This is a genomic window from Terrihabitans rhizophilus (assembly GCF_033898525.1).
GTDB lineage: Bacteria > Pseudomonadota > Alphaproteobacteria > Rhizobiales > Methylopilaceae > Flaviflagellibacter > Flaviflagellibacter rhizophilus.
This window is the reverse complement of sequence record NZ_JAXAFJ010000007.1, coordinates 135,394-159,233: the sequence shown is the minus strand read 5'-3', so window position 1 is coordinate 159,233 and position 23,840 is coordinate 135,394. Positions and strand designations below refer to the sequence as shown.

25 protein-coding genes are annotated in these 23,840 nt (G+C 66.2%); 12 read left to right on the top strand and 13 right to left on the bottom strand.

All coding sequences use genetic code 11. The features are described 5' to 3' along the window. The first annotated feature begins 7 nt into the window (after positions 1–7). The 6 genes from SCD90_RS12495 to SCD90_RS12470 all read left to right on the top strand — a co-directional run bounded on the left by SCD90_RS12495 (position 8) and on the right by SCD90_RS12470 (position 5,234). On the top strand, positions 8–820 hold the full coding sequence (locus SCD90_RS12495; RefSeq protein ID WP_319845014.1) for a lytic murein transglycosylase: 813 nt from the start codon (positions 8–10) through the stop codon (positions 818–820). A gap of 8 nt (positions 821–828) precedes the next feature. After that, a complete protein-coding gene (locus SCD90_RS12490; protein ID WP_319845013.1) occupies positions 829–1,629 on the top strand; it encodes a 16S rRNA (uracil(1498)-N(3))-methyltransferase in 801 nt (266 codons plus the stop codon). A 92-nt stretch (positions 1,630–1,721) separates the two neighbouring features. Then, complete coding sequence (locus tag SCD90_RS12485; protein ID WP_319845012.1) at positions 1,722–2,420, top strand: L,D-transpeptidase; 699 nt, start codon at positions 1,722–1,724, stop codon at positions 2,418–2,420. A 71-nt stretch (positions 2,421–2,491) separates the two neighbouring features. After that, positions 2,492–3,862, top strand: coding sequence for a glutamate--cysteine ligase (locus tag SCD90_RS12480; RefSeq protein ID WP_319845011.1), 1,371 nt, complete (start codon positions 2,492–2,494; stop codon positions 3,860–3,862). After that, positions 3,862–4,281, top strand: a complete 420-nt coding sequence (locus tag SCD90_RS12475) for a DUF4345 domain-containing protein (RefSeq protein ID WP_319845036.1) — start codon at positions 3,862–3,864, stop codon at positions 4,279–4,281. Before SCD90_RS12480 ends, SCD90_RS12475 begins: the two co-directional genes overlap by 1 nt. Positions 4,282–4,316: 35 nt before the next feature. Then, a complete protein-coding gene (locus SCD90_RS12470; protein ID WP_319845010.1) occupies positions 4,317–5,234 on the top strand; it encodes a DMT family transporter in 918 nt (305 codons plus the stop codon). A 1-nt stretch (position 5,235) separates the two neighbouring features. On the opposite strand, the gene SCD90_RS12465 is transcribed toward SCD90_RS12470, so the two are convergent. Then, entirely contained in the window at positions 5,236–6,117 is an 882-nt protein-coding gene (locus SCD90_RS12465) for a LysR family transcriptional regulator (RefSeq protein ID WP_319845009.1), read from the bottom strand. 119 nt (positions 6,118–6,236) lie between these two features. On the opposite strand from SCD90_RS12465, the gene SCD90_RS12460 reads away from it, so the two are divergent. Beyond that, positions 6,237–6,551, top strand: coding sequence for a DUF1127 domain-containing protein (locus SCD90_RS12460; protein WP_319845008.1), 315 nt, complete (start codon positions 6,237–6,239; stop codon positions 6,549–6,551). Between the two features lie 17 nt (positions 6,552–6,568). Here SCD90_RS12460 and SCD90_RS12455 read toward each other — a convergent pair whose 3' ends face one another. Next, complete coding sequence (locus tag SCD90_RS12455; protein WP_319845007.1) at positions 6,569–8,413, bottom strand: monovalent cation:proton antiporter-2 (CPA2) family protein; 1,845 nt, start codon at positions 8,411–8,413, stop codon at positions 6,569–6,571. 42 nt (positions 8,414–8,455) lie between these two features. Continuing rightward, a complete protein-coding gene (purD, locus tag SCD90_RS12450) occupies positions 8,456–9,742 on the bottom strand; it encodes a phosphoribosylamine--glycine ligase (protein ID WP_319845006.1) in 1,287 nt (428 codons plus the stop codon). Positions 9,743–9,836: 94 nt separating this feature from the next. Between purD and xseA the strand changes: the two genes are divergently transcribed. Beyond that, entirely contained in the window at positions 9,837–11,513 is a 1,677-nt protein-coding gene (xseA, locus tag SCD90_RS12445; RefSeq protein WP_319845005.1) for an exodeoxyribonuclease VII large subunit, read from the top strand. A gap of 8 nt (positions 11,514–11,521) precedes the next feature. Here the strand turns inward: xseA and SCD90_RS12440 are convergent, their stop codons facing one another. Further along, positions 11,522–12,385, bottom strand: coding sequence for a TIGR01459 family HAD-type hydrolase (locus SCD90_RS12440; protein WP_319845004.1), 864 nt, complete (start codon positions 12,383–12,385; stop codon positions 11,522–11,524). Between the two features lie 154 nt (positions 12,386–12,539). Between SCD90_RS12440 and SCD90_RS12435 the strand changes: the two genes are divergently transcribed. Further along, positions 12,540–12,989: a hypothetical protein gene (locus tag SCD90_RS12435; protein ID WP_319845003.1), complete on the top strand. Its 450-nt coding sequence runs from the start codon at positions 12,540–12,542 to the stop codon at positions 12,987–12,989. Between the two features lie 2 nt (positions 12,990–12,991). Here SCD90_RS12435 and SCD90_RS12430 read toward each other — a convergent pair whose 3' ends face one another. Then, positions 12,992–14,275 (bottom strand): MFS transporter, encoded by a 1,284-nt coding sequence (locus SCD90_RS12430; RefSeq protein WP_319845002.1) that lies wholly within the window; start codon positions 14,273–14,275, stop codon positions 12,992–12,994. A 203-nt stretch (positions 14,276–14,478) separates the two neighbouring features. Between SCD90_RS12430 and hisS the strand changes: the two genes are divergently transcribed. Further along, entirely contained in the window at positions 14,479–15,948 is a 1,470-nt protein-coding gene (gene hisS / locus SCD90_RS12425; protein WP_319845001.1) for a histidine--tRNA ligase, read from the top strand. On the opposite strand, the gene SCD90_RS12420 is transcribed toward hisS, so the two are convergent. After that, positions 15,945–16,223, bottom strand: a complete 279-nt coding sequence (locus SCD90_RS12420; RefSeq protein WP_319845000.1) for a hypothetical protein — start codon at positions 16,221–16,223, stop codon at positions 15,945–15,947. The genes hisS and SCD90_RS12420 overlap by 4 nt on opposite strands. 121 nt (positions 16,224–16,344) lie before the next feature. On the opposite strand from SCD90_RS12420, the gene SCD90_RS12415 reads away from it, so the two are divergent. Together SCD90_RS12415 and hisG are read left to right on the top strand one after the other, a co-directional pair. Continuing rightward, complete coding sequence (locus tag SCD90_RS12415; RefSeq protein WP_319844999.1) at positions 16,345–17,496, top strand: ATP phosphoribosyltransferase regulatory subunit; 1,152 nt, start codon at positions 16,345–16,347, stop codon at positions 17,494–17,496. Next, a complete protein-coding gene (gene hisG, locus SCD90_RS12410) occupies positions 17,493–18,476 on the top strand; it encodes an ATP phosphoribosyltransferase (RefSeq protein WP_319844998.1) in 984 nt (327 codons plus the stop codon). The genes SCD90_RS12415 and hisG overlap by 4 nt, the downstream gene beginning before the upstream one ends. 69 nt (positions 18,477–18,545) lie before the next feature. Here the strand turns inward: hisG and SCD90_RS12405 are convergent, their stop codons facing one another. From SCD90_RS12405 to yihA, 7 genes are all read right to left on the bottom strand, one after another. Further along, complete coding sequence (locus SCD90_RS12405) at positions 18,546–18,722, bottom strand: DUF1328 domain-containing protein (protein ID WP_319845035.1); 177 nt, start codon at positions 18,720–18,722, stop codon at positions 18,546–18,548. 196 nt (positions 18,723–18,918) lie between these two features. Further along, positions 18,919–20,574 (bottom strand): chaperonin GroEL, encoded by a 1,656-nt coding sequence (gene groL, locus SCD90_RS12400; protein ID WP_319844997.1) that lies wholly within the window; start codon positions 20,572–20,574, stop codon positions 18,919–18,921. Positions 20,575–20,622: 48 nt separating this feature from the next. Further along, a complete protein-coding gene (gene groES, locus SCD90_RS12395) occupies positions 20,623–20,910 on the bottom strand; it encodes a co-chaperone GroES (RefSeq protein WP_319844996.1) in 288 nt (95 codons plus the stop codon). Between the two features lie 199 nt (positions 20,911–21,109). Next, the gene (locus SCD90_RS12390) at positions 21,110–21,832 is read right to left on the bottom strand and encodes a pyrimidine 5'-nucleotidase (RefSeq protein ID WP_319844995.1); all 723 of its coding nucleotides are present in this window, start codon (positions 21,830–21,832) and stop codon (positions 21,110–21,112) included. Then, a complete protein-coding gene (gene argB / locus SCD90_RS12385; protein ID WP_319844994.1) occupies positions 21,832–22,722 on the bottom strand; it encodes an acetylglutamate kinase in 891 nt (296 codons plus the stop codon). Before argB ends, SCD90_RS12390 begins: the two co-directional genes overlap by 1 nt. Before the next feature lie 54 nt (positions 22,723–22,776). After that, on the bottom strand, positions 22,777–23,148 hold the full coding sequence (locus SCD90_RS12380; protein WP_319844993.1) for a DUF423 domain-containing protein: 372 nt from the start codon (positions 23,146–23,148) through the stop codon (positions 22,777–22,779). Next, positions 23,145–23,807: a ribosome biogenesis GTP-binding protein YihA/YsxC gene (gene yihA / locus SCD90_RS12375; protein ID WP_319844992.1), complete on the bottom strand. Its 663-nt coding sequence runs from the start codon at positions 23,805–23,807 to the stop codon at positions 23,145–23,147. The genes SCD90_RS12380 and yihA overlap by 4 nt, the downstream gene beginning before the upstream one ends. Positions 23,808–23,840 lie beyond the last annotated feature (33 nt).

Below are 23,840 nucleotides of genomic sequence, written 5' to 3'. Positions count from 1 at the left end.
TCGCCGAATGAACAGGTTTGCAAAGTGGTTGGTCGTTGTTGGTGCAGCCGTGACGGCGTCTCCTGCCCTGGCGGCACAGTGCGTCCAGCCGGGCGGGTTCTCGGGCTTCATCACGCAGATGAAGTCCGAAGCAGCGGCACAGGGTGTGGGCCAGAAGGGCCTCGCAGTGCTGAACAGCGTATCCTACGATGCGGGCGTCATCTCCTATGACCGCAAGGTCCGCGCCAGCTTCAAGGGGAGCTTCGAACAGTTCGCGGCTTCCCGCGTCACCGCGGGCCGGGTCAGCAAGGCACGCTCCTACCTGAAGTCGCATGCGGCTCTGTTCACGAAGATCGAGAGCCAGTTCGGCGTACCGGCTCCCGTTATCCTCGCGATCTGGGGCATGGAAACGGATTTCGGCGCCGTGACCGGCAAGAAGCCGATCATCAACGGCCTGGCCTCGCTCGCCTCCGACTGCCGTCGCCCCGAACTGTTCCAGCGCGAGCTGATCGCGGTGCTCAAGATCGTCGACCAGAACATCCTGAGCGTGTCGGAACTTCGCGGTGCCGGCCACGGAGAATTGGGCCAGACGCAGTTCCTGCCCTCGTCCTACCTGAAGTTCGCGGTCGATTATGACGGCGACGGCAAGAAGGACCTGATGCGCAGCTCCACCGACGTGCTCGCCTCCACCGCCAATTACCTGCGCGGCTATGGCTGGCAGAGGGGCGGCAACTGGCAGCCGGGCAGCGCGAACTTCGCGGTTCTGTCCGAGTGGAACAAGAGCCCGAACTACCAGCGCGCCATCGCCCTGTTCGCAGACAAGGTCGCTGCCGGCTCCTGAGCGGGACCATGGCGGGCTACGACTTTTCCGCACCAAGATTGTTCATCGAGGCACCGCTGGAAGGCGGCGCCTCGATCACGCCCACGCCCGAGGCGCAGAATTATCTACGCAACGTGCTGCGGCTTGGTTCCGGAGACCGCGTCCTCGTCTTCAACGGGCGCGACGGTGAGTGGCTGGCCGAGATCACAGAAGCCGGCAAAAAGCGCATGGCGCTCCAGCCACGTGAGCAGGCGCGGCCACAAACGCTCCCGGGTGATCTCTGGTACCTGTTCGCGCCGCTGAAACATGCGCGCCTCGACTACATGGTCCAGAAGGCGGTCGAGATGGGAGCCTCCCGGCTCGCGCCGGTGATGACGCGGCGCACGCAGGCAAGCCGCGTCAATCTTGAGCGCATGCAAGCCAATGCCATCGAGGCCGCCGAACAGTGCGGGCTGTTGTCCATTGCAGAGATCGCGGAGCCGCAAATGCTGGAAAGCGTGCTCTCGTCGTGGCCTGAGGGCCGCCGTCTCGTGTTCTGTGACGAGGCGGCGGGACTTGAGCAAGGGCTCGACCAGCTTTCGGCCGTTCGCGGGCAGCCCCTCGCCGTGCTGATTGGCCCCGAGGGCGGCTTCGATGATGCCGAGCGTACGCGATTGCTCCGCATGCCGGAGGTGATCCGCATCTCGCTTGGTCCGCGCATCCTGCGAGCCGACACCGCAGCGGTGGCGGCGCTGGCTGTGGTGCAGGCGCAAGCAGGCGACTGGCTGACAACCGCATCGTGCCCGCCGGGCAACACTGTTGCCGGTTCTGCTCATCACACAGTCTCGTGACGGCTTTAGCTCTGGTGAGGCGGCGGTTGGTCGCAGTATGCGTTGCGGCAACATGCATCCCGAATCAATCGGTTCTTAAGGTCTCTCCGGACATGCCGCAGAAGTTCGACTCACGCCTCAGCCGCCGCGCCTTCGTCGCCGGCCTGCCTTTGTTCCTGGCTGCTTGCCAGAGCACCGGCACGTCGACCCCGTCGGCATCCCTGCCCGCACCGGCTGCGGCGCCCGTGACCGGCCGCACGCCGGTCGTGGAAGGCTACGGCGCGATCACCACCGAGCCGTGGCCGATCGCGGCGATCGACACCACCAAGGTCGATCCGCGCTACCTGCGCCAGGTGGTGTCGAACCCCACCCGCGAAAAGCCGGGCACCATCGTGGTCGATACGCAGAACAAGTTCCTCTACCTCGTCGAAGAGGGCGGCACCGCTCGTCGCTATGGCGTCGGCGTGGGCCGTCAGGGTTTCTCGTGGGATGGCCGCGCCATCATCGACCGCAAGCAGGAATGGCCGAAGTGGCACCCGCCCAAGGAGATGATGGAGCGCGATCCCGAGGCTGCGAAGTGGCCAGAGGGCATGCCCGGCGGCATCACCAACCCGCTCGGCCCACGCGCGCTCTACCTCGCCCAGAACGGCAAGGATACCTATTTCCGGATCCACGGCACCACCCAGCCGAACTCCATCGGCAAGGCCATGTCGTCCGGCTGCATCCGCCTGTTCAACCAGGACATCATCGACCTCTACAACCGCGTGCCGATCGGCACCGAAGTGGTCGTGCTGCAGACCGGCGTCGCCTGAAGCGACGGCCCGGTCTGGACGAAGGGTCCCGAAGCGCCTACGTGTCCAGCCCCTAGCCGGCGAAGGACTTCATGGCCCGCGACCAGATCGACATGACGCCCATCGAGTCGCGCGACGAACTGGTCGCGTGGCTCGCAGAGGGTGAAAAGCCCGCCCACGATTTCCGCATCGGAACCGAGCACGAGAAGGTGCCCTTCCGGCGGGACGACCATTCCCCCGTGCCCTATGCCGGCCCGGCCGGCATCCAGGCCCTTCTCGAAGGCATGCAGACCCGGCTCGGCTGGGAACCCATCATCGAGAACGGCAACATCATCGGCCTTCTCGATGTCACCGGCGGCGGGGCCATCTCGCTGGAACCCGGCGGACAGTTCGAGCTGTCGGGCGCTCCGGTCGCCGACCTTCACGGCACCTGCCGCGAGTTGCACGCCCATCTGGCGCAGGTCCGCGAAGTGGCCGAGCCCCTGCGCATCGGCTTCCTTTCGCTTGGCATGAGCCCGAAATGGACGCTCGCCGAAACGCCGGTGATGCCCAAGCGCCGCTACGAGATCATGGCCGGCTACATGCCCAAGGTCGGCACCCGTGGCCTCGACATGATGTTCCGCACGGCGACCGTGCAGGTGAACCTCGATTTCGGGTCCGAGGCCGACATGGTGCGGAAGCTGCGCGCGAGCCTTGCGCTGCAGCCCATCGCCACCGCGCTGTTCGCGAACTCGCCCTTCACCGAGGGGCGGCCGAACGGCATGCTCTCCATGCGCTCCGAGATCTGGCTCGACACCGACCGCAACCGCACAGGCATGCTGCCTTGGGCGTTCGAGGACGGCATGGGCTATGAGCGTTATGTCGACTACGCGCTCGACGTGCCGATGTATTTCGTGAAACGGGGCGACACCTACCACGATGTGACGGGCGCCTCCTTCCGCGACCTGCTGGCGGGGAAGCTCGATGCTCTGCCGGGCGAGCGCGCGACCCTCTCCGACTGGTCGAACCATTTGACGACGATCTTCCCAGAGGTTCGCGCGAAGCGTTTCCTCGAAATGCGTGGCGCGGATGTCGGCCGCACCAGCCGCATCTGCTCGCTGTCCGCGCTGTGGGTCGGCCTCCTCTACGACGAGGCCGCGCTCGATGGTGCGCTCGACCTCGTCAAGGACTGGACGGCTGAAGAGCGCGAGGCATTGCGCGTCGCCGTGCCGAAGGAGGGGCTCAACGCTCGCATCGGGAACCGCACCGTTCGCGAGATCTCCCGTGACGTGCTGGATCTCTCCCGCGCCGGCCTCGCGGCCCGTGCCCGCGACAACGGGCTGGGCGACAACGAGACCATCTACCTCGCGACGCTCGACCAGATCGTCAGCGGTGGCCGCACCAATGCGGACGATCTGCTGGACCGCTGGCGCGGGCCATGGGGCCGCTCGGTGGATCCTGTGTTCTTCGAAGAAACCTATTGATCACAGCCGCGAGCGAACGGCGCCTGCTGCAGATCGCGGTTGCACTCGGCGGCATCGTGCCAGTGGGTGCGGGTCTGCTCGGCGTGATCGCCGGCGCGTCCATGGTGCCGGACGGCGTTCCGGCGGGGATCTCGCTCGACAGCCATGTGCGCTACCTCTCCGGCTTGCTGCTCGCCATGGGGCTTCTGTTCTGGGCGTCCATCCCGCATGTGGAAGCTCATACCGGCCGGTTCAGGCTGCTCACCCTCATCGTCTTCGTGGGAGGCGTCGCCCGGCTGTTTGGCTTGATGAAAGGCCTCCCGTCCGTGCCCATGCTGTTCGGGCTGGTGATGGAGCTGGTTGTCACACCTCTGATCTGCCTTTGGCAGGCCAGGATCGCTCGCATCAACAATCCTGATCCCCCTCATCATCAAGGCTGATTGGCGCGCGCCGCGGCGCTGATGCACAACCAGCCATGGCTTTGCCCTCAACCTCATCGCCAGCCGCTCCGGGCGCCGTCCTTGGCCCGGTCGATATCGGCCTCGGCCTGCTTGTCGTGCTGGCCTGGAGCACGAGCTGGATCGGCGTGCATCTTCAGCTGGGAAGCGTGCCGCCCGAAGTGTCGGTGACGTGGCGCTTCCTGCTGGCCGGCCTGTTCATGACCGGGTGGTGCGTCATCCGGCGCGAGCGCCTGCGCGGTTACACGGCGGCCGAGCACCTGATGTTCGCGCTGCTCGGGCTGACCTTGTTCTCGGTCAACTTCGTGCTGTTCTATCATGCCGGCATGCAACTGGTGTCGGGCATGCTCTCGGTGGTCTTCGCGCTGGCCGCTCCGGGCAATGTCCTGATGCAGGCCGTGCTGCTGAAGCGCCCAGTGGCGCCGACAGTGGTGCTGGGCTCCGTCGTCGGGGTTGCCGGCGTGGCGGCTCTGTTCGCGCCGGAGTTCATCGCGTCGGGCATCGGGCATGCCTCCGGCCTTCTGCTCGCACTTGCCGGCACCCTTGTCTTCTGCGCCGGCAATTTCATCTCGGCCAAGCTGCAGGGCCGCGGCATCTCCGTGGCCCCTGCGAATGCCTGGGGCATGATCTATGGGGCAGCCCTGCTTGGGGGCAGCTCGCTGCTGCGCGGCCTGCCCTTCACGGTGGAGTGGACGTCAGCCTATCTGGGCTCGCTGGTCTATCTTGCTCTGGTCGCCTCGGTGCTGGCCTTCATGTCCTACCTGTCGCTCATGAGCCGGATCGGTCCCGCACGGGTCGGCTACCTCACCGTGCTCCTGCCCGTCTTCGCGCTGGCGATTTCGTCCGTGGTCGAAGGCTATCAGTGGAGTCTTTGGTCCCTGGCCGGACTCGCAGCTGTCGCCGCGGGAAATGTGCTGGTCCTGTGGCGTCGCTAGTTTATTCGGCGGCCACCACATCGGACAGGTTGTCGAGACTGGCGACGATGTGGTCCGCCAACGCCTCACGCACTTTGGTCGGCTGATGGACGCCGCGCAGCAATGCGATCTTGATGGGCGGCAGCGGCGGGAACCCGTCGGCTGATGTCAGCACTCGCATGCCCGGGCGCAGCGAGGATTCGGCGCACACGGACACGGCCAGACCTGCGAGAACGGCGGCGCTGATCGCCGTTGAATTGGGGCTGGCATAGAGCACGCGGTGGGCACGGTTCTGCGCGTTCAGGGCCGCTTCCGCGTTGCGCCGCCATTCGCACACGCCGTTGGACAGGGCCAAAGGCAAGGGGTCCTCCTCATGGACGGTGCCGCGCTGCGAGGTGACCCAGTACAGCTGCTCCTGCCGGATCACCTCCGCCTCCGCGACCACGGAGGCCGCATGGGTGATGATGGCAAGATCGAGCGATCCATTGCCGATGCAGTGGATGAGTTCGACCGAAGGGAAGCACAGCACGGTCACTTCCGCGCGAGGATTGGACCGTGAAAAGCGCGCCAGGATCTCCGGCAGAAAACGGTCGGCGTAATCATCCGGCACGCCCAGCCGCACATGTCCGGCGACCTCGGCATCCGCAAGCGCGGCCAGCGCCTCGTCCGACAGCTTCACGATGCGCCGCGCGTAGACGAGCAGCCTCTCCCCCTCCTGAGTCAGGCGCGACTGCCGTCCGTCGCGTACGAAAATCGGCTTCCCGACACGTTCCTCCAGCCGCTTCATCTGCATGGACACCGCAGATTGCGTCTTGAACACGATGTCCGCCGCCCGGGTGAAGGAGCCGGTATCGGCAATGGCCACAAAGGTTTGCAGTTGGTCGACGTCGAGAAGCGCGGTCATGCATCACCAGAGTTGATGGGTACCATGAAACCTATTCACTTTCCTGATCGGCGCAAGAGGAGCATCCATGTCTCAGCCGCAGCGCCTACGAGCTCTGTCCGGCACGAAAGGAGACCATCATGTCGCACACCGAACAGAATTCGACTGTCTGGGCCGCAGCCGGCACGTCCACCAACACCTGGCGCGATGTGATGCGTTTCGTGTCCGCGACAGCTGCCGCCATCATCAACCGCTACGTTGCAGGACGCACCCTTGCGGGCTTCGACGATCGGATGCTCTCGGATATCGGCCTGACGCGCGGCGATGTCTCCTCGGCGTTCTCCGAGCCGGTCTGGAAGGATCCGACGATCCGGCTGTCGGTGATCGCCATCGAACGGCGCGCCGCCAGCCGCCGCTCCGCCCTGCGCCGCCAGTTGCTCGGCCGCGAAGACTGACCCCAAGTCTTCCTTTATCAAGGTAGCGGCGCGTTTCCTCCTGCGAGGGCACGCGCCGCACCTGCGTTCAGCGCGACAGGCTCGGCATCGATCCTGACCAGTGGCTCGGCCTGCTGGAAGCGCTGATGAAGCAGGTCTCCGCCAGCGTCCACTCCCTCCGCGCGCTGAAGCTCCAGACGCGCCAGGTCGCGGCGGCGGATATCCTGCTCCACCTGCTCCACGCGGTCTTCCGGATAGCCCAGCGCACGCAACGCGGCGTGACCGAACAGCACCGACGATTCCCACATCTCCCTGACTTCGAAGTCGACATTGCGTTCCATCAGCGCAAGCGAGTGGCTGCGGTCGAATGAGCGCACAAGCACCTTGGCGAGCGGGAATTCGCGCCGAACCAGGTCCACGATCTTGAGCGAGAGCGCCGGGCTTTCCACGCAGACAAGGATGATCTGGGCATCCGCAGCACCGGCCGCCCGCAGCACGTCCAGCCTTGCGCCGTCGCCGTAATACACCTTGAAGCCGTAGCGTCCGGCAAGGCGGATGCCATCGACATTGCGGTCGATCAGGATCGTCTCCACGCCTTCGCTGAGCAGGAATTGCGCGGCGGTCTGCCCGAAGCGTCCAAAGCCGATGACGAGTGCGGTTCGGCCACTTCCGTCGAGGTCTTCCGCCCGGTCCAGACCATCACCCCCATCGCTGCGCTTCAGGCGGCGTGCGATGGCCTCGCCCGCCGAGATCAAGGGCGGACCGGCCATCATGGAAAGCACGCCAAGTGCCAGAACCACCTGCCCCATATCGGATGTCATCAGCCCCGCACCGGCAGCAAGGGGAAGGATGACGAAAGCGAACTCGCTGGTGGGAGTGAGCAGTGTCGCGATCCGTGCGGCGTCAGGCAGCCCGGAGCCGAGCCGCAGGGCAAGCAGGGCATCGATGGCGATCTTGACGAGGGTCAATGCCATCAGGGCGGCGAGAAGAAGCACCCAGTGCCGAGACACGACGCCGACGTCGAGGCTCATCCCCACGCCCATGAAGAACAGGGCGAGGAGCAGGCTTCGGAACGGCGCCACATTAATTTCCAGCGCATGGCGATAGCTCGACTCGGCCAGCAGAAGGCCCGCGAGAAAGGCGCCCAGCGCCATGGACAGCCCGGCCACGGCAGACAGCGCAGCCGCGCCGAACACCAGCAGCAGCGTGGCCGCGATCATCACCTCCGGACCGCCATGGCGCACGATGAAGCGCAGAACCGGATCGATCAGGTAGCGGCCGGCGAGGACGATGCCGGCGAGGATTAGGAGCGCGGCCACCACGCGGAACGCGATGGAGGAAGGGTCCGCGGTTCCATGCCCCTGCGCCGCAAGCGCCGGCAGCAGGGCGAATGCGGGAACGATCGCGAGATCCTGGGCCAGCAGCACCGAGAAGGTGCGCTGGCCGTAGGGCCGGGTCAGGTGGCCGCGTTCGTCGAGGATGCGGCTGGCCACCGCGGTCGAGGACAGGGACAGCGCAAAGCCCGCGATGACGGCGGCCACCGGCGGCACGCCCAGCAGCCAGGCGCAAGCTGAAAGCACAGAGGTCGTCACGACAAGCTGCGCGCCCCCGAAAAGGAGGATGTCACGCCGCATCTCGAGCAGGCGGGAGAGTTCCAGTTCGAGGCCGATCAGGAACAGCAGCAGCACCACGCCAAGTTCGGCAAAGCGCATCGTGCCTTCGGCATCCTCGAAGAAGGACATGCCCGCTGGCCCCAAGAGCACGCCGGCGAAGAGGTAGCCGACGATGGCACCAAGGCCGATGCGGTTGAACAAGGGCGGCGCCAGGACAGCGGCGAGCAGGAAGACCAGGATCTGGAAGGGAACGCCCGACGTGTGTTCCATGATCCCTGCAGTGTCCTCCCGAACCCCGCCCTGCGCCAGCTTCTAGTGCGCGTCGGGTCTGGACGAGCCGAGCACGCGCCAGCCGATGTCCCGGCGGCAGAAGCCGTCGCTCCACTCCACTGCGTCCACGGCGGTGTAGGCTTTGTCGCGGGCGTCCTGAAGGTCGCGGCCACATGCGGTCACGCCGAGCACGCGCCCGCCCGAAGCCAGCAGGCGTTCGCCATCCGCGCGTGTGCCGGCATGGAATATCTCCACGCCCTCGCCGCGTCCTGCGGCCTCTAGACCCTTGATTTCCGAGCCCTTCACGTAATCGCCGGGGTAGCCCCTGGTCGCCATCACCACGATCATCGCCGGCTCGGGCGAGAACTCCGCGCGATGCCCGTTCAAGGCACCCCTCGCGGTGGCGAGCAGGAGTTCGAGCAAGTCTCCCCGGAAGCGGCGCATCAGCACCTGGCACTCGGGGTCACCGAAGCGGGTGTTGTACTCCACGAGCTTCGGCCCCTGCGGCGTCAGCATGAGGCCCGCATACAGCACCCCGCGAAACGGATTGCCGAGCGCCTGCATGGCCTTGACGGTGGGACGCACGATCTCGTCCAGCACCCTCTTCTCCAGCTCGGCGGTGAAGATGGGGGCGGGTGAATAGGCGCCCATGCCTCCGGTGTTCGGCCCCTCGTCGCCGTCGAAGACGCGCTTATGGTCCTGCGCGCTGCCGAAGGGCAGCACATGATCGCCGTCCACGAGGCAGAAATAGCTGACCTCCTCGCCGGTCATGAATTCCTCGACCACGATCTGCTCGCCGGCCTCGCCGAGGCCGCCCTCGAACATCATGTCCACGGCGGCTTCCGCCTCCGCCAGCGTCATGGCGACAACCACGCCCTTGCCCGCCGCGAGGCCGTCCGCCTTCACCACAATGGGAGCGCCGACCGAGCGGATATAATGCTTGGCACCGGCCGGCTCGACAAAGCTGCGGTGCCGTGCGGTCGGGATGCCGTAGGTCGCGCACAGCTCCTTGGTGTAGGCCTTGGAGCCTTCGAGCTGCGCCGCGCCCTTGCGGGGCCCAAAGGCCGGGATGCGGGCGGCTTCCAGATCGTCGACGAGCCCCGCCACCAGCGGCACCTCCGGGCCGATGACCACGAGGTCCACGGTGTTGGAGAGGCAAAAGCGGATCACCGCCTCATGGTCCGCCGGATCGAGCGCGACGATCTCGGCATGCTCGGCTATGCCGGGATTGCCCGGTGCGGCGTAGAGCTTGGTCAGGCGCGGGCTCTGGGCCAGCTTCCACGCCAAGGAATGCTCACGCCCGCCCGAGCCGATCAGAAGCACATTCATCGCATATCCCCGCGCCGCACCCCTGCCGGGCGCCCTTGTGCCCTTCTAGCGGGCGCGGTTTCCCCGGCACAAGCCGCAGTGCTAGATTGCCGCCATGCCCGGCCCGGAATCAGCACCGTCCAACGCACCGGAGATCACGGTCTCCGAACTGTCCGCCAGCCTCAAGCGCACCATCGAGGATGCGTTCGGCTATGTGCGGGTGCGCGGAGAAATCTCCGGCTATCGCGGACCGCATTCCTCGGGCCATGCCTATTTCTGCCTGAAGGACGAGAGCGCCCGCATCGACGCGGTGGTCTGGAAGACCACGTTTTCGCGCATGAAGTTCAAGCCCGAAGAAGGGCTCGAGGTCATAGCCACCGGCAAGCTGACCACTTTTGCCGGTAAGTCGAGCTACCAGATCGTTGTCGACAGCATCGCGCCCGCGGGCGTCGGCGCCCTGATGGCGCTGCTGGAGGAGCGGCGGCGCAAGCTGGCGGCCGAGGGGCTGTTCGACGCGTCCCGCAAGCGGCCGATCCCCTTCCTGCCGCAAACCATCGGCGTCGTCACCTCGCCTACCGGCGCCGTGATCCGCGACATCCTGCACAGGCTCGCGGACCGTTTTCCCCGCCGCGTCATCGTCTGGCCGGTGCGGGTGCAGGGCGAGACCAGCGCGGCGGAGGTGGCGGCGGCCATCCGGGGATTCAACGCTCTGCCGCAGAACGGCCCCGTGCCGCGCCCGGACGTTCTGATCGTGGCGCGCGGCGGCGGCAGTCTCGAAGACCTCTGGGGCTTCAACGAGGAGGCGGTGGTGCGCGCGGCAGCGGAGAGCACCATCCCGCTGATCTCGGCTGTGGGGCACGAAACCGACACCACGTTGATCGACTTCGCCGCCGATGTCCGCGCTCCAACGCCAACCGGCGCAGCCGAGATGGCGGTGCCGGTGCGCAGCGAATTGCTGGCGGGTGTCGGCGCGTGCAGCGCGCGCATGCTCGGAGCTCTGGGCCGGCTGGTAAACGGACGCCGGACCGAGTTGCGCTCGGCGGCCCGCGCGCTGCCATCCGCCGAGGCGCTGCTTGCCACACCACGGCAGCGGCTCGACATTCTGGCCGGCCGGCTTGCTCCCGCTCTGGTCGCGCACGAGCGCAACAAGCGCATCCTCTTCTCTCAGGCAGCGGCACGGCTTCAGCCGTCGCTGGTGCGCAGCAAGCTCGAGAGACGTGCCGAGCAGGTGGAGAGCCTGCATCGCCATGCCTGCCGGGCGCTGAAGTCGAACACGCAGACTTGGCGCCAGCGGCTCAGCGGGTCCTCGGCCCGGCTGAAGCCGGAGGCGCTGCTGTCCCGCACGGCACGATGCGGGGAGCGGCTGCAGGTGCTTGCAAGCCGCAAGCACCTCGCCCTCACCACGTCTACCCGGGCGTGGCGGCGGCGCTTCGACGTCTCCGAAACGCGGCTGACGCCCGCGCTGGCAAAGCGCGGTCTGGCGGATCAAGCCAGGCGCCTGGATGCTGCCTTCGGGCTGCTGCGCGCCTTCTCCTATCAGGGCACCCTCGAGCGCGGATTCGCGGTCGTGCTGGATGGCTCGGGCGGACTGATCCGTCTAGCGGCGGCCGTGGGCGATGGCGAGGCGCTCACACTCCGCTTTGCCGATGGTGAGGTGCCGGCCTCGGCCAAGGGGCCGGCGCTTGCGCGGTCCCGGGACGACCTTCCGCGCCCGGCTCCTGAGCCGTTGGCCCCGGCCCGTCCCGCTCGCGCCAAGCGGGTGCCTGCCGAGCAGGACGACCTGTTCGGCTGAACCTGGCGCTAGTCCCAGCTAAGACGATGAGTCCAGCCCACGGGCATGGGCTTGGCGGTGCGCAGGATGTGGTTGTACGCCTCGGTAACGGGCGGATGCCCGATATCGGCACCATGGATGCCGCCCGTCACGAACAGGCAATCCACGCCGAACGCATTGGCACCGGCGACATCGGTGATCATGCTGTCGCCGATAGCGAGAGCACGCGCCTTCGGCACAGGCGAGCCGCGCAGCGTCGATGCAATCTCAAGCGCCCGTTCGTAGATGCCGGGGAACGGCTTGCCGATGTACAGCACCTCGCCTCCGACCTGCTCATAGAGTTCAGCCACGGCCCCGGCACACCAGACAAGCTGATCGCCCCGCTCCACGACCCGGTCGGGGTTGGCACAGATCAGATCCAGCCCATGCGCGTGCATGTCGGTCAGCCGGGTGCGGTAATCCTCCGGTGTTTCGCGCGTGTCATCTTCCAAGCCGGTCACCACTGCCAGCTGCGCCTCTTCCACGGGCACAAGTTCCAGCCCGTCGAACAGGCCGTTGTCCCGCTGCGGGCCGATGGGGTGGATGAACTTGATACCCCGACGGTCGATCTCGGTGCGGGTCACCGCGCCCGAGGTGATGATGGCGTCATAGGCGCCCCGTGGCACGCCCAGCTGGTCGAGCATGGCTTCGACATCGCGCACCGGCCGCGGCGCGTTCGAGACGAGAACGACCGTCCCGCCCATGCCGCGGAACTTCACCAGCGCCTCGGAAGCTGAGGGCCAGGCAGCCACTCCGTTGTGGAGCACTCCCCAGACATCACAGAGAACGACGTCGTAGTTCGCCACCAGGGAAGACAGGCCGGATCCCGGCGGCAAAGTGAAGATCTGATTCATGAGGAGACCTGACCGGACGGGCGCGGCAAGGTCAAGCTTCCGGAGGGCCGAAAAACCGCCGGAATTGAGCGGCCCTCTTAAGGTCTCGTTAACGATCGAGGCCCACCATCGCTGCTGGAGCGACGTGCGGGGGCCGTGTTCCGGAGTTCACATCATGAGGGCGTGGAATCTCTTCGCTACCAATCGTGTGCGCGTCCTCGTAGTGGATGCAGACACCCGACGCGCGCGGTTGACTGCGGCAGCCGTCGCGGCCCGCATGCCGAACAGCGAAGTCGAGATTGCCCTGACGCTTACACGTGCCGAGACCCGGCTGCTGGATGAGGACTTCGGCGCCGTCATCGCCTGCGCAGATCTCGCGCATCCATCCAACAGTGCCGTCGTCAGGCTCCGCCCGCTCCTCGAGGGCGTGCTGATCATCGCATCCGGACCCGAGATGACCGACGCCATGGACGCGATGCGGGCGGGTGCGGACGATGTGCTGATCGGCGGCATCGAACCACACCTTGCCGCGCAGCGACTGGCCGCACGGGTTGAGGAACAACAGGCGCGCGGCCGGTTGGCCGGCGCGGCGGCGTGCCTGCCCGGCGCACAGGCGGCCGAATAACCTCAGGCGCGACGGCGCAGGAGAAGGTAGAGACCGGTCAGGAAGCCGACCGCGCAAACCGCAACCATGTAATGCGCGGGAGCCAGTGGATCGCTCCGCATCATCAAGGTCACGAACATCGGCGTCAGGCCACCGAAGATCGCATAGGCCACGTTGTACGAGAACGACAGCCCGGTGAAGCGGATCGCCGCGGGAAACGCCGTGACCATCACGTAAGGCACGGCACCGATGGTGCCGACGGCGAAACCCGCCAGGGCGTAGAGCGGGAACAGCCATTCCGGATGGGTGTGAAGCTGCGTGTACAGCGCGTAGCTGGCGGCAGCGAGCAGGATGGGCCCGACGACGAAGAACCGCCCTGCCCCCACCCGGTCCACGATGATGCCGGCCAGCACACAGCCGATGGACAGGCACAAGGTCGCGAGGCTGTTCGCCTCCAGCGCGGTCACAGCGGAGAAGCCGTACTGCTTTTGCAGTATCGTGGGCGTCATCAAGATGACCACGACGATGGCTGCCGACAGCAGCCACGTCATCAGCATGGAGACGATGATGCTGCCGAGATGGTTGCGCACCACCGTCTTCAGCGGAAGCTCGGCGGCCAAGGCCTTCTTGCGCTTCAACTCCTCGAAGACAGGCGTTTCCTCCAGCCAGCGTCGCAGATAGACCGCGACAAGCCCGAAGACGCCGCCGAGGATGAACGGGATGCGCCAAGCGAAGTCATGCACTTCGGCCGGGGTGTAGACCGTGTTCAAAGCGGTGGCGACAAGGGAGCCCAGCAGGATGCCCGCCGTCAGCCCGCAAGTCAGCGTTCCACATGCATAACCGACATGGCGCGCCGGCACATGCTCCGCCACGAAGGTCCATGCGCCCGGCACTTCGCCGCCGATGGCCGCGCCCTGCGCGATGCGGAACAGCAGCAGCAGGATGGGCGCGATGATGCCCACCGTTTCGTAGGTCGGCAGGAGCCCGATGCCGAGCGTGGACAGGGCCATCAGGAAGATGCTGAGCGCGAACATGCGCTTGCGGCCCAGAAGATCGCCGAAATGCGCCATGACGATCCCGCCGAGCGGGCGGGCCAGATAGCCGGCGGCGAAGATGCCGAAGGTCTGGAACTGGCGCAGCCAGTCCGGCACTTCCGGCGGGAAGAACAGTTCGCCCAGCACCGCCACGAAGAAGACGAAGATGATGAAGTCGTAGAATTCGAGCGCGCCGCCGAGAGCGGCCAAGCCAAGCGTCCTGTAGTCCCTGCGGCCAAGTGCGCGGGAAGTATCGAGGGCAGCGTCCGTCATGATGGAACCCGGGTCCCTGCGATCGGCAGGGCGTCGATCAATATCGCAGATCTGGATGATCAATATTCGTGGGTGCTCTTAGACCCTTCCGACGACCTGCGGAATAGGCAAGAAGCCAAAGAGCCGCCTCATGGACTTCACGGCGACCGGGGCTCGGCGATGCATGCTTGCTCCCGTGCGGCGCCCGCGCTACCACGCCCGGCATGTCGACAGATAAAGGCTCCTCACTGAAGGCGCGTTCCGCGCGCGGTTTCGCCGACCGCGGTCCCGCCGAACTCGCCGCCGCCCGCGCCATGACGGACAAGATCCGCCAGATCTATGAGCTGTGGGGCTTCGAGGCGCTCGAGACACCGTTCATCGAATACACCGATGCGCTGGGCAAGTTCCTGCCGGATCTCGACCGTCCCAATGAGGGCGTGTTCTCGTTCCAGGACGATGACGAGCAGTGGCTGAGCCTGCGCTATGACCTGACTGCGCCGCTGGCTCGCTACGTTGCGGAGAACTGGGACCGCATCCCCAAGCCGTTCCGCAGCTACCGGTTCGGCCCCGTCTTCCGCAACGAAAAGCCGGGCCCGGGCCGCTTCCGCCAGTTCCTGCAGTTCGATGCCGACACCGTCGGATCGGCGAGCGTGCTGGCCGATGCCGAGATGTGCATGATGGCCGCCGACACGCTGGAGGCGCTGAGCGTCGAGCGCGGCCAGTACGCCATCAAGGTCAACAACCGGAAGGTGCTCGACGGCATCATGGAGGCCATCGGTCTCGGCGGCGCGGAACATGGCGGCCGCCGGCTGACCGTGCTGCGCGCCATCGACAAGCTGGACCGGCTCGGGGTTGATGGCGTGCGCGCCCTGCTCGGACCCGGCCGCAAGGATGAGAGCGGCGACTTCACCAAAGGCGCCGGCCTGGACGAGGACGCCACCACGCGCATCGTCTCCTTCGTCACCGCCAAGGCGGAAGCCGCCACCGACACCATCCTGACGCTCGGAATGCTGGTGAACGGCACCGTTGGAGAACAGGGTGTTGCCGAACTCGGGGAGATCGCGGCCGCCATCGAAGCCGCCGGCTATTCCGACCGCGTCATCATCGATCCCTCGGTCGTTCGCGGACTCGAATACTATACCGGCCCAGTCTACGAGGCCGAACTGACCTTCGAGGTCAATGACGAGCACGGGCGTCCCATCCGCTTCGGGTCCGTGGGCGGCGGCGGGCGCTATGACGGCCTTGTCGCTCGCTTCCGGGGCGAAGCCGCTCCCGCAACCGGCTTCTCCATCGGCGTCTCGCGGCTGCAGGCCGCCCTCTCGGCGCTCGGCCGCGCGCAGCCGGAGCAGCCCGGCCCCGTTGTCGTTCTGGTGATGGACAAGGATCGCGCAGGCGATTACCTGGCCCTCGCCCGCACGCTGCGCGAGGCCGGCATCGCCGCCGAGATCTATCTCGGCTCGGCGGGCATGAAGGCGCAGATGAAGTACGCCGACCGCAGGCGCTCGCCGGTCGCGGTCATCCAGGGCTCGAACGAGAAAGCCGCCGGCGAGATCACGGTGAAGAACCTCGTCCTCGGCGAGCAGATGTCGGCCAACATCGCCGACCGCTCGGAGTGGACGGAAAGCCGGCCCGCACAGGTCACGGTGCCGGAGGCGGATCTGGTCGCCACCGTGCGCACTATGCTGGCGCGCTAATCGGCCAAGCCGGCCAGCGCCTCGCGCACGTCGTCTTCAACGACATAGACCAACCCCTTGCGGATCTTGGCCGCCCGGGTGCGCCGTCCCTTCTGCATCAGCAGGATGATGGTTTCCGCACCTCCGGGGCAGCCGGGATCGCCGCAGGCGATTTCGCTGACGGTGACGGCATCCTCCGGCGTCAAAGCCATGATTTCCCGCACCTGCGCGGCGACCGCGCGCGAGGCTTCGGAGGAAGCATTGTCCCGGCGCCGGCCGAGCGAGAAGAGCCCCATTCCCGCAGTCCTTCGTCTTTCAGGCGGCCGCCGGTGTTTGAGCGCGCAGCGTGTCCGGAAAAGCCTCGCCTGTGTCATGCGACATTGCTAGACAGCGGGCAATCATCCATACGGCCTCATCATGTCCTCCCCCTCCCAAGTTGACGCGGAACTCCTGGATCGCCTGGTGGCGGTGGGATACGCGCACGTCCATCCGCCGATCCTTCAGCCAGCCGCCGCCTTCATCGACGTCTCCGGCGAGGATCTGCGGCGCCGCATGTTCCTCACGGCGGATGCCGATGGCTCCGAACTGTGCCTGCGGCCCGATCTTACGATCCCGACCGCGCTCCATCACATCGCGCGCGGCACCCCCGCCCAGGAAGCCGCTTACTGCTATCTTGGAGCGGTGTTCCGGCATCGTGAGCAGGGCGGTGGCGAGTTCCTGCAGGGCGGCATCGAGATCTTTGGACGCGAGGATCGCGAGGAAGCGGACGCCGAGGTGATCGCCCGCGCCGCCGAGGCTGTCTCCTTTTATGGCGTCACGGATGCTGAACTGCGGCTTGGCGACCGGGGCCTGTTCACGGCCTTCGTCGACGCTCTCAACATCCCTGCCGCCTGGCAGCGGCGCCTCTCGAAGGATGCCGGCCGCGATGGCGAGCTCGGGCGCGACCTGCAAAGCCTCTCCCCGGCTTCCGCCGTGGGCAGCAGCGATCACACGGCGTTCCTCGCCGCGCTGGATGGCGCCGATCCCAAAGCCGCCAAGGCGGTGGTGGAGGATTTGCTGTCCATCGCCGGCATCAGCCAGGTCGGTGGCCGCACGGCCGGTGACATCGCCGAACGATTTCTTGAACAGGCGCGGCTTCGTGCATCCTCCGCCCTACCCGCCGCGACACATCAGGCATTGAGCGCCTTCCTCGCTATCGAGGGTGATCCGCTCTCGGCGCTTGCGCAGATCAGGTCGCTGATCGTGGAGGCCCGGCTTTCCGGGGCCCTGTCGGCCTCCGACGGCGAAGCGGAGCCCCTGCGGGCGGCTATGCTGGCCTTCGAAACACGAGCCGCGCATCTGCGCCGGCGCGGCCTCGACCTCGATGCCGTCCGGTTTTCCACGGCCTTCGGGCGGCAACTCGACTACTACACCGGCCTCGTTTTTGAGTTCTGCCGTCCCGGTATTGCCGCGCCGCTTGTGGGCGGCGGACGCTATGACGACCTCATCCGCAGGCTCGGCGCTGCGGAAGCAGTGCCGGCGGTGGGCTGCGCCATCTTCGTGGAGCGCATGAGGGAGGCGCAGTCATGAGCACCGAACCGCTTCTCCTCGCCGTCCCCTCAAAGGGCCGTCTTCAGGAAAACGCCTTCGCCTTCTTCGCGCAGGCCGGACTGCCGCTGGTGCAGCCGCGCGGTGCGCGGGATTACCGTGGCGTGGTGGCCGGGCTGAACGGCGCGGCCGAGGTGCTGTTCCTCTCGGCATCCGAGATCGCCAAGGAACTCAGCGCCGGCAATGTGCATCTCGGCGTCACCGGCGAGGACCTGATCCGCGAAACCGTGCCGGAAGCCGACAAGCGTGTGCTGCTGCTGGCCCCGCTCGGCTTCGGACCCGCGACCGTCGTTGTCGCGGTTCCGCAGGCCTGGATCGACGTCCGCACCATGGCCGATCTGGACGACGTGGCCACCGCCTTCCGCAGCCGGCAGGGCCGCCCGCTGCGGGTCGCCACCAAATACATCACACTGACGCGGACCTTCTTCGCCCGGCATGGTCTCGGCGATTACCGGATCGTGGAAAGCCTCGGCGCCACCGAGGGTGCTCCGGCATCGGGCACGGCCGATGTCATCGTCGATATCACCACGACGGGATCCACGCTCGCGGCCAATGCGCTGAAGATCCTCGACGACGGCGTCATCCTGAAGAGCCAGGCCAATCTTGTGGCATCGCTGCGTGCGCCGTGGGGCGATACGGCTCGCGAGGCTGCCCGCGCCATCCTCGCCCGCCTCGGGGCCGCCGCCCGCGCCCGTGCAGTGCAGGAGGTGAAAGCGATGCCGGAGGGCGACTTTGCGGCGCTGGCGGCAGAGGCCCTTCGCGAGTTCAGGGCCGTGGCTCCTTACGGCGTCCAGTCCGGTGGACCGCTTGTCCTGCACGCACCCAAGGACATGATCTTCCCGCTGGCGGACTGGCTGATGAGCCAGGGGGCCCAGACGGTTCAGACGACCAACCTCGATGATGTGTTCGAGAAGAAGAACCCATTGCACGAGGCCCTGCTGGCCGCGCTCCCGAACGCCTGAGCATTTCCAGCTCTGGTATGAAAAAAGGCCCGCTCAAGAGCGGGCCTTTCTTGTCCCAGCCGCTGCCGCTCAGAGGCGCGGGGTGCCGCGGCCGCGATAGCCGAAGATGGCGGAGATCAGGAAGAGGATGATCGCGACGAAGAAGATGATCTTCGCAATGCCGATGGCCGTGCCAGCGATGCCGCCGAAACCAAGCACGGCTGCGACAAGTGCGATGACGAGAAAAACGACAGCCCAGTAAAGCATCTCGGTAGCTCCGTGCAGGAGAGAACGCATTCTCCCCGTGTTGCCTGGAACGATCTTCGCCGTTCCTTGATGCATCAACTCGCCGCAGGGAGCGACAGTTCCCCTAAAGGGCAATCCGCAGAACTACGACCTTTGGCGCAAAGAAAAGGGCGCGGCCTGAGCCGCGCCCTTCATCAAATTAGCGAGCCTTGCTGGATCAGAAATCCATGCCGCCCATGCCGCCCATGCCGCCGCCGGGCATGCCGCCCATGCCGCCGCCAGCGCCTTCGCGCTTCGGAGCATCGGCAACCATGGCCTCGGTGGTGATGAGGAGCGAGGCAACCGAAGCCGCGTCCTGCAGGGCCGTGCGGACAACCTTCACCGGGTCGACAATGCCGAACTGGATCATGTCGCCGTACTGCTCCTTCTGGGCGTCGAAGCCGAAGGTCGGGCTGTCGTTCTCGAGCACCTTGCCGACAACGATGGAGCCTTCGACACCGGCGTTCTCGACGATCTGGCGGATCGGGGCCTCAAGCGCGCGCTGCACGATCTTGATGCCGGCCTGGATGTCCGGGTTCTCGTCGGTCAGGCCGTCGATGGCCTTGCGGGCGCGGAGCAGCGCAATGCCGCCGCCGGGCACGATGCCTTCTTCGACAGCCGCGCGGGTCGCGTTCAGGGCGTCGTCGACGCGGTCCTTGCGCTCCTTGACTTCGACTTCCGTCGAGCCGCCGACGCGGATGACGGCAACGCCGCCCGCGAGCTTGGCCAGACGCTCCTGCAGCTTCTCACGGTCGTAGTCCGAGGTGGTCTCCTCGATCTGCGCCTTGATCTGGCCAACGCGGCCCTGGATGTCCTCGGACTGTCCGGCGCCGTCGACGATCGTGGTCTTCTCCTTCTCGATCACGACCTTCTTGGCGCGGCCGAGCATCTGGAGCGTCACGTTCTCGAGCTTGATGCCGAGGTCCTCGGAGATCACCTGGCCGCCCGTGAGGATGGCGATGTCTTCCAGCATGGCCTTGCGGCGATCGCCGAAGCCCGGAGCCTTGACGGCTGCGACCTTGAGGCCGCCACGCAGCTTGTTGACGACGAGCGTGGCCAGGGCCTCGCCTTCGACGTCTTCAGCGATGATGATGAGCGGGCGCGAGGACTGCACGACAGCCTCGAGAACCGGCAGCATGGCCTGGAGGCCAGACAGCTTCTTCTCGTGGATGAGGATGTAGGGATCCTCGAGGTCGGCGATCATCTTCTCCGCATTCGTGATGAAATACGGGGAGAGATAGCCGCGGTCGAACTGCATGCCTTCGACGACTTCGAGTTCGGTCTCGGCGGTCTTGGCTTCCTCGACGGTGATGACACCCTCGTTGCCGACCTTCTGCATCGCGTGAGCGATCATGTCGCCGATTTCCTTCTCGCCATTGGCGGAGATGGTGCCGACCTGCGCGACTTCATCGGACGAGTTGATCTTCTTGGCCGAGGCCTTGAGGCTCTCGATGACCGCTGCAACGGCGGTATCGACGCCGCGCTTCAGGTCCATCGGGTTCATGCCGGCGGCAACGAACTTTGCGCCTTCGCGGACGATGGACTGCGCCAGGACCGTTGCGGTCGTGGTGCCGTCGCCGGCGATGTCGTTGGTCTTCGAGGCCACTTCGCGCACCATCTGGGCGCCCATGTTCTCGAACTTGTCCTCGAGCTCGATCTCCTTGGCGACGGTGACGCCGTCCTTGGTGATGCGGGGAGCGCCGAACGAGCGGTCGATGACGACGTTACGGCCCTTGGGACCGAGCGTTACCTTGACGGCATTGGCGAGAATGTCGACGCCACGGAGCATCCGCTCACGTGCGTCGGCGGAAAAACGAACGTCTTTCGCAGCCATGTGTGTGTTCCTTGTCTGAATTCAGAGATTAGGAGAAGAAGCGGATGCTCAGGCGATGACGCCGAGGATGTCCGATTCCTTCATGATCAGCAGGTCTTCGCCGTCGATCTTGACCTCGGTGCCCGACCACTTGCCGAACAGCACCTTGTCGCCAGCCTTCACGTCGAGCGGGACAAGCTTGCCGGATTCATCGCGAGCGCCGGAACCGGCGGCGACGATCTCGCCCTCCTGGGGCTTCTCCTTGGCGGTGTCGGGGATGATGATGCCGCCCTTGGTCTTCTCTTCGGCGGTGAGGCGGCGGACGACCACGCGGTCGTGCAGCGGACGGAAGTTCATGGTGTATTCCTCATGTTCGCGCGCAGCGAGCGTCGAATTCGGTGCTGTTAGCACTCTCGCGAGGTGAGTGCTAAAGCGTGCCGGACTTAGGTTGCTGCGGGATTTTTGTCAAGGAAGGGCCGTGGAGAACGGCGCCCAAACGTCCTGATCCAGGCGGTTCTAGAACGTGATAGTGCCGGGAGTGTGACCGGTCGTCCGCTCAGTTCGTGCGGGAGCGGGCGCTCAGCACCCCAGAGAGAAACCCGGCAAGATCATCGGTGACATGATCCACATGCGCGCCCTGTACGCTGTCGTCGGCGTGCATCGCGCGCTCCTCGACATCACCGTCCGCCGGCACCACCAGAACGGTGGTCATGCCCAGCGCGTGAGGAACGGCGAGGTTGCGCGCCAGGTCCTCGAACATGGCCGCACGCTGCGGTTCGACACCGAGATGGCTGACGAAGCGATCATAGGTGCTCTGCTCCGGCTTCGGCACGAAGTCGGCCTGCGCCACGTCGAAGATGTCGTGGAACAGGTCGCCCAGCCCCAGCGACGCCGCGCATCGCTCGGCATGGCCGCGTGAGCCGTTGGTCAGCACGTAGCGCTTGCCCGGCAGAGCGCCGATGGCCTCAATCAGCGCCGGGTTCGGCACCAGCCGCTCGTGCGAAACGTCGTGCACGAAGTCCATGAACTCGTGCGGGTCCACGCCGTCGACCTTCATCAGGCCGCGCAGGCTTGTGCCGTACCGGCGGTAATAGTCCTTCTGCAGCGCGCGCGCCGACAGGCCGTCGATGCCAAACATGTTGGCGATGAACATCGCCATGCGCTGGTCGATCAGTTCGAACAGCCGGCACGACGGCGGATAGAGGGTGTTGTCCAGATCGAAGATCCAGGTGTCCACCTCCCCGAAGCCGCGCCGCACCGGCGTGTCCGACACTGACATCAGCGGGTTACCAGCGTCCCGGCGCCGTGGTCGGTCAGGAGTTCCAGAAGCACGATGTGCGGCACCTTGCCGTCGAGGATGACGACGCCGTCCACCCCCCGCTCAAGCGCATCCATGCAGGTCTCGACCTTGGGAATCATGCCGCCGGTGATGGTGCCGTCGGCAATGCGCATACGGCTTTCGTTGATCGTCATCTTCCGGATGAGGTTGCGGTCCTTGTCCAGCACGCCCGACACATCGGTCAGGAACAGCAGCCGCCGCGCCCGCATGGCGCCTGCGATGGCACCCGCGAAGGTGTCGGCATTGACGTTGAAGGTCTCGCCCCAGCGCGATGTCGCGACCGGCGCAATGACCGGGATTATGTCGGAGCCCGAGGCGAGGTTCAGCACGGTCGGGTCCACCGTCTCCGGCTCTCCCACAAAGCCGAGGTCGACATCCTCGCCTGTACCGGGGGAACTTGTCTTGTTGAGCGGCGCATGCTTGCGCGCGGTCACCATATTGCCGTCCTTGCCGCTAAGGCCGATGGCGCGGCCCCCTGCTGCGTTAATGGCGGCGACAATGCTCTTGTTGACGAGCCCGAGCACCATTTCGACCACTTCCATGGTCTCCTGATTGGTGACACGCAGCCCTTCGTGGAAGTGGCTCTCGATGTTCAGCCGCTTCAGCATGGAGCCGATCTGCGGTCCTCCGCCATGCACCACGATGGGGTGCAGGCCGGCCAGCTTCAGCATGACGATGTCGCGAGCGAAATCACGAGCAGCGCCCTCCTCGCCCATGGCATGGCCGCCATACTTCACCACGACCGTTGCGTCGTCGTAGCGCTGCATGTGCGGCAGCGCCTCGGCCAGGATGCGTGCGCGGTCGAGGGGAGAAACGTCGATGCCTGCCATGCCTGAACATCCGGTGAGGTGGGTGCCCCTCCTTACCGGCTCATCCGGCGGGGCTCAATGGCTGCGTGCGGCGCCCTGCGGCAGGAGGCTGGAGATGGCGAGAATGATCCATCCGCCCATCATCAGCGTGCCTCCCGTGGGCGCTGCCATGGAGAAGAGGCTGCGGCCGGCAAAGTTCCGCAAGGCGAGATCGCCGGAGAACAGCACCACCCCCGCCAGCACGACCAGCCCGCCGATCGCCAATGCACGGCCACGGGGGCCGCTGAAAGCTCCGAACAGGCCGAGCGCCAGCAACACCGGCGCGTGGACCAGCAGCATCTGCGAGGCCGAGCCGAGGAACGGCCCATCGCTGTGCGCAGCCGCAGCCGCAAGACCAACGCCCGATGCACCGAACAGCCCGGCGATGAGGAGGAACAGCCGGCTCATGCCGACGGAAGCTCGGAGACGAGGCGGGCGATGGCGCTTTTCAGCTCCGCCAACCCCTCACCTTCGCGCGATGAAGTCGCGAGGATTTCCGGATAGGCGGCCGGCCGCCGCGACAGGGCCGTGCGGACCTCATCCTTGCGCGCCTCGAGTTCCGCAGCCTTCAGCTGATCAACCTTGGTCAGCACGACCTGATAGGACACAGCGGAGGCATCGAGCAGATCGAGAATCGGTTCGTCAGTGTTCTTGATGCCGTGGCGGCTGTCGATCAGCACATAGACACGGCCAAGCTGTGGGCGGCTGCGCAGATAGCGCCTGATGAGCCGGGTCCAGGCGTTGACCTTCGCCTCCGGCGCAGCCGCGAAGCCGTAACCCGGCATGTCCACGAGCGTGAGCTTCGGCCCGATCTGGAAGAAATTCAGTTCCTGCGTGCGTCCGGGCGTGTTCGAGACCTTCGCGAGCGTCTTGCGGCCGGTCAGTGCGTTCACGAGACTGGACTTGCCGACATTGGAGCGGCCTGCAAAGGCGATCTCGACGCCGGCCGTGGCGGGCACCCCGTCGAGATGCACCGCGCCCTTGATGAAGGAGCACTCGCCGGCAAACATGAGCCGGCCTTCTTCCTTGTGAGGATCCGGGGCGGTGTCGGGGCTATCGGCGGTCATCACGCGGACATGCGCCGGCTCGGCACCTGCGTC

Bases quoted from the DNA above. Each gene is read 5' to 3' on its own strand.
- hisS (WP_319845001.1), top strand. From the start codon at position 14,479: ATGTCGACAGATAAAGGCTCCTCACTGAAGGCGCGTTCCGCGCGCGGT.
- groL (WP_319844997.1), bottom strand. From the start codon at position 20,574: ATGGCTGCGAAAGACGTTCGTTTTTCCGCCGACGCACGTGAGCGGATG.
- SCD90_RS12460 (WP_319845008.1), top strand. From the start codon at position 6,237: ATGTCGCACACCGAACAGAATTCGACTGTCTGGGCCGCAGCCGGCACG.
- groES (WP_319844996.1), bottom strand. From the start codon at position 20,910: ATGAACTTCCGTCCGCTGCACGACCGCGTGGTCGTCCGCCGCCTCACC.
- xseA (WP_319845005.1), top strand. From the start codon at position 9,837: ATGCCCGGCCCGGAATCAGCACCGTCCAACGCACCGGAGATCACGGTC.
- SCD90_RS12435 (WP_319845003.1), top strand. From the start codon at position 12,540: ATGAGGGCGTGGAATCTCTTCGCTACCAATCGTGTGCGCGTCCTCGTA.
- SCD90_RS12440 (WP_319845004.1), bottom strand. From the start codon at position 12,385: ATGAATCAGATCTTCACTTTGCCGCCGGGATCCGGCCTGTCTTCCCTG.
- SCD90_RS12490 (WP_319845013.1), top strand. From the start codon at position 829: ATGGCGGGCTACGACTTTTCCGCACCAAGATTGTTCATCGAGGCACCG.
- SCD90_RS12420 (WP_319845000.1), bottom strand. From the start codon at position 16,223: ATGGGGCTCTTCTCGCTCGGCCGGCGCCGGGACAATGCTTCCTCCGAA.
- argB (WP_319844994.1), bottom strand. From the start codon at position 22,722: ATGGCAGGCATCGACGTTTCTCCCCTCGACCGCGCACGCATCCTGGCC.
- SCD90_RS12390 (WP_319844995.1), bottom strand. From the start codon at position 21,832: ATGTCAGTGTCGGACACGCCGGTGCGGCGCGGCTTCGGGGAGGTGGAC.
- purD (WP_319845006.1), bottom strand. From the start codon at position 9,742: ATGAATGTGCTTCTGATCGGCTCGGGCGGGCGTGAGCATTCCTTGGCG.
- yihA (WP_319844992.1), bottom strand. From the start codon at position 23,807: ATGACCGCCGATAGCCCCGACACCGCCCCGGATCCTCACAAGGAAGAA.
- hisG (WP_319844998.1), top strand. From the start codon at position 17,493: ATGAGCACCGAACCGCTTCTCCTCGCCGTCCCCTCAAAGGGCCGTCTT.
- SCD90_RS12465 (WP_319845009.1), bottom strand. From the start codon at position 6,117: ATGACCGCGCTTCTCGACGTCGACCAACTGCAAACCTTTGTGGCCATT.
- SCD90_RS12480 (WP_319845011.1), top strand. From the start codon at position 2,492: ATGGCCCGCGACCAGATCGACATGACGCCCATCGAGTCGCGCGACGAA.
- SCD90_RS12430 (WP_319845002.1), bottom strand. From the start codon at position 14,275: ATGACGGACGCTGCCCTCGATACTTCCCGCGCACTTGGCCGCAGGGAC.
- SCD90_RS12405 (WP_319845035.1), bottom strand. From the start codon at position 18,722: ATGCTTTACTGGGCTGTCGTTTTTCTCGTCATCGCACTTGTCGCAGCC.
- SCD90_RS12470 (WP_319845010.1), top strand. From the start codon at position 4,317: ATGGCTTTGCCCTCAACCTCATCGCCAGCCGCTCCGGGCGCCGTCCTT.
- SCD90_RS12485 (WP_319845012.1), top strand. From the start codon at position 1,722: ATGCCGCAGAAGTTCGACTCACGCCTCAGCCGCCGCGCCTTCGTCGCC.
- SCD90_RS12495 (WP_319845014.1), top strand. From the start codon at position 8: ATGAACAGGTTTGCAAAGTGGTTGGTCGTTGTTGGTGCAGCCGTGACG.
- SCD90_RS12380 (WP_319844993.1), bottom strand. From the start codon at position 23,148: ATGAGCCGGCTGTTCCTCCTCATCGCCGGGCTGTTCGGTGCATCGGGC.
- SCD90_RS12415 (WP_319844999.1), top strand. From the start codon at position 16,345: ATGTCCTCCCCCTCCCAAGTTGACGCGGAACTCCTGGATCGCCTGGTG.
- SCD90_RS12455 (WP_319845007.1), bottom strand. From the start codon at position 8,413: ATGGAACACACGTCGGGCGTTCCCTTCCAGATCCTGGTCTTCCTGCTC.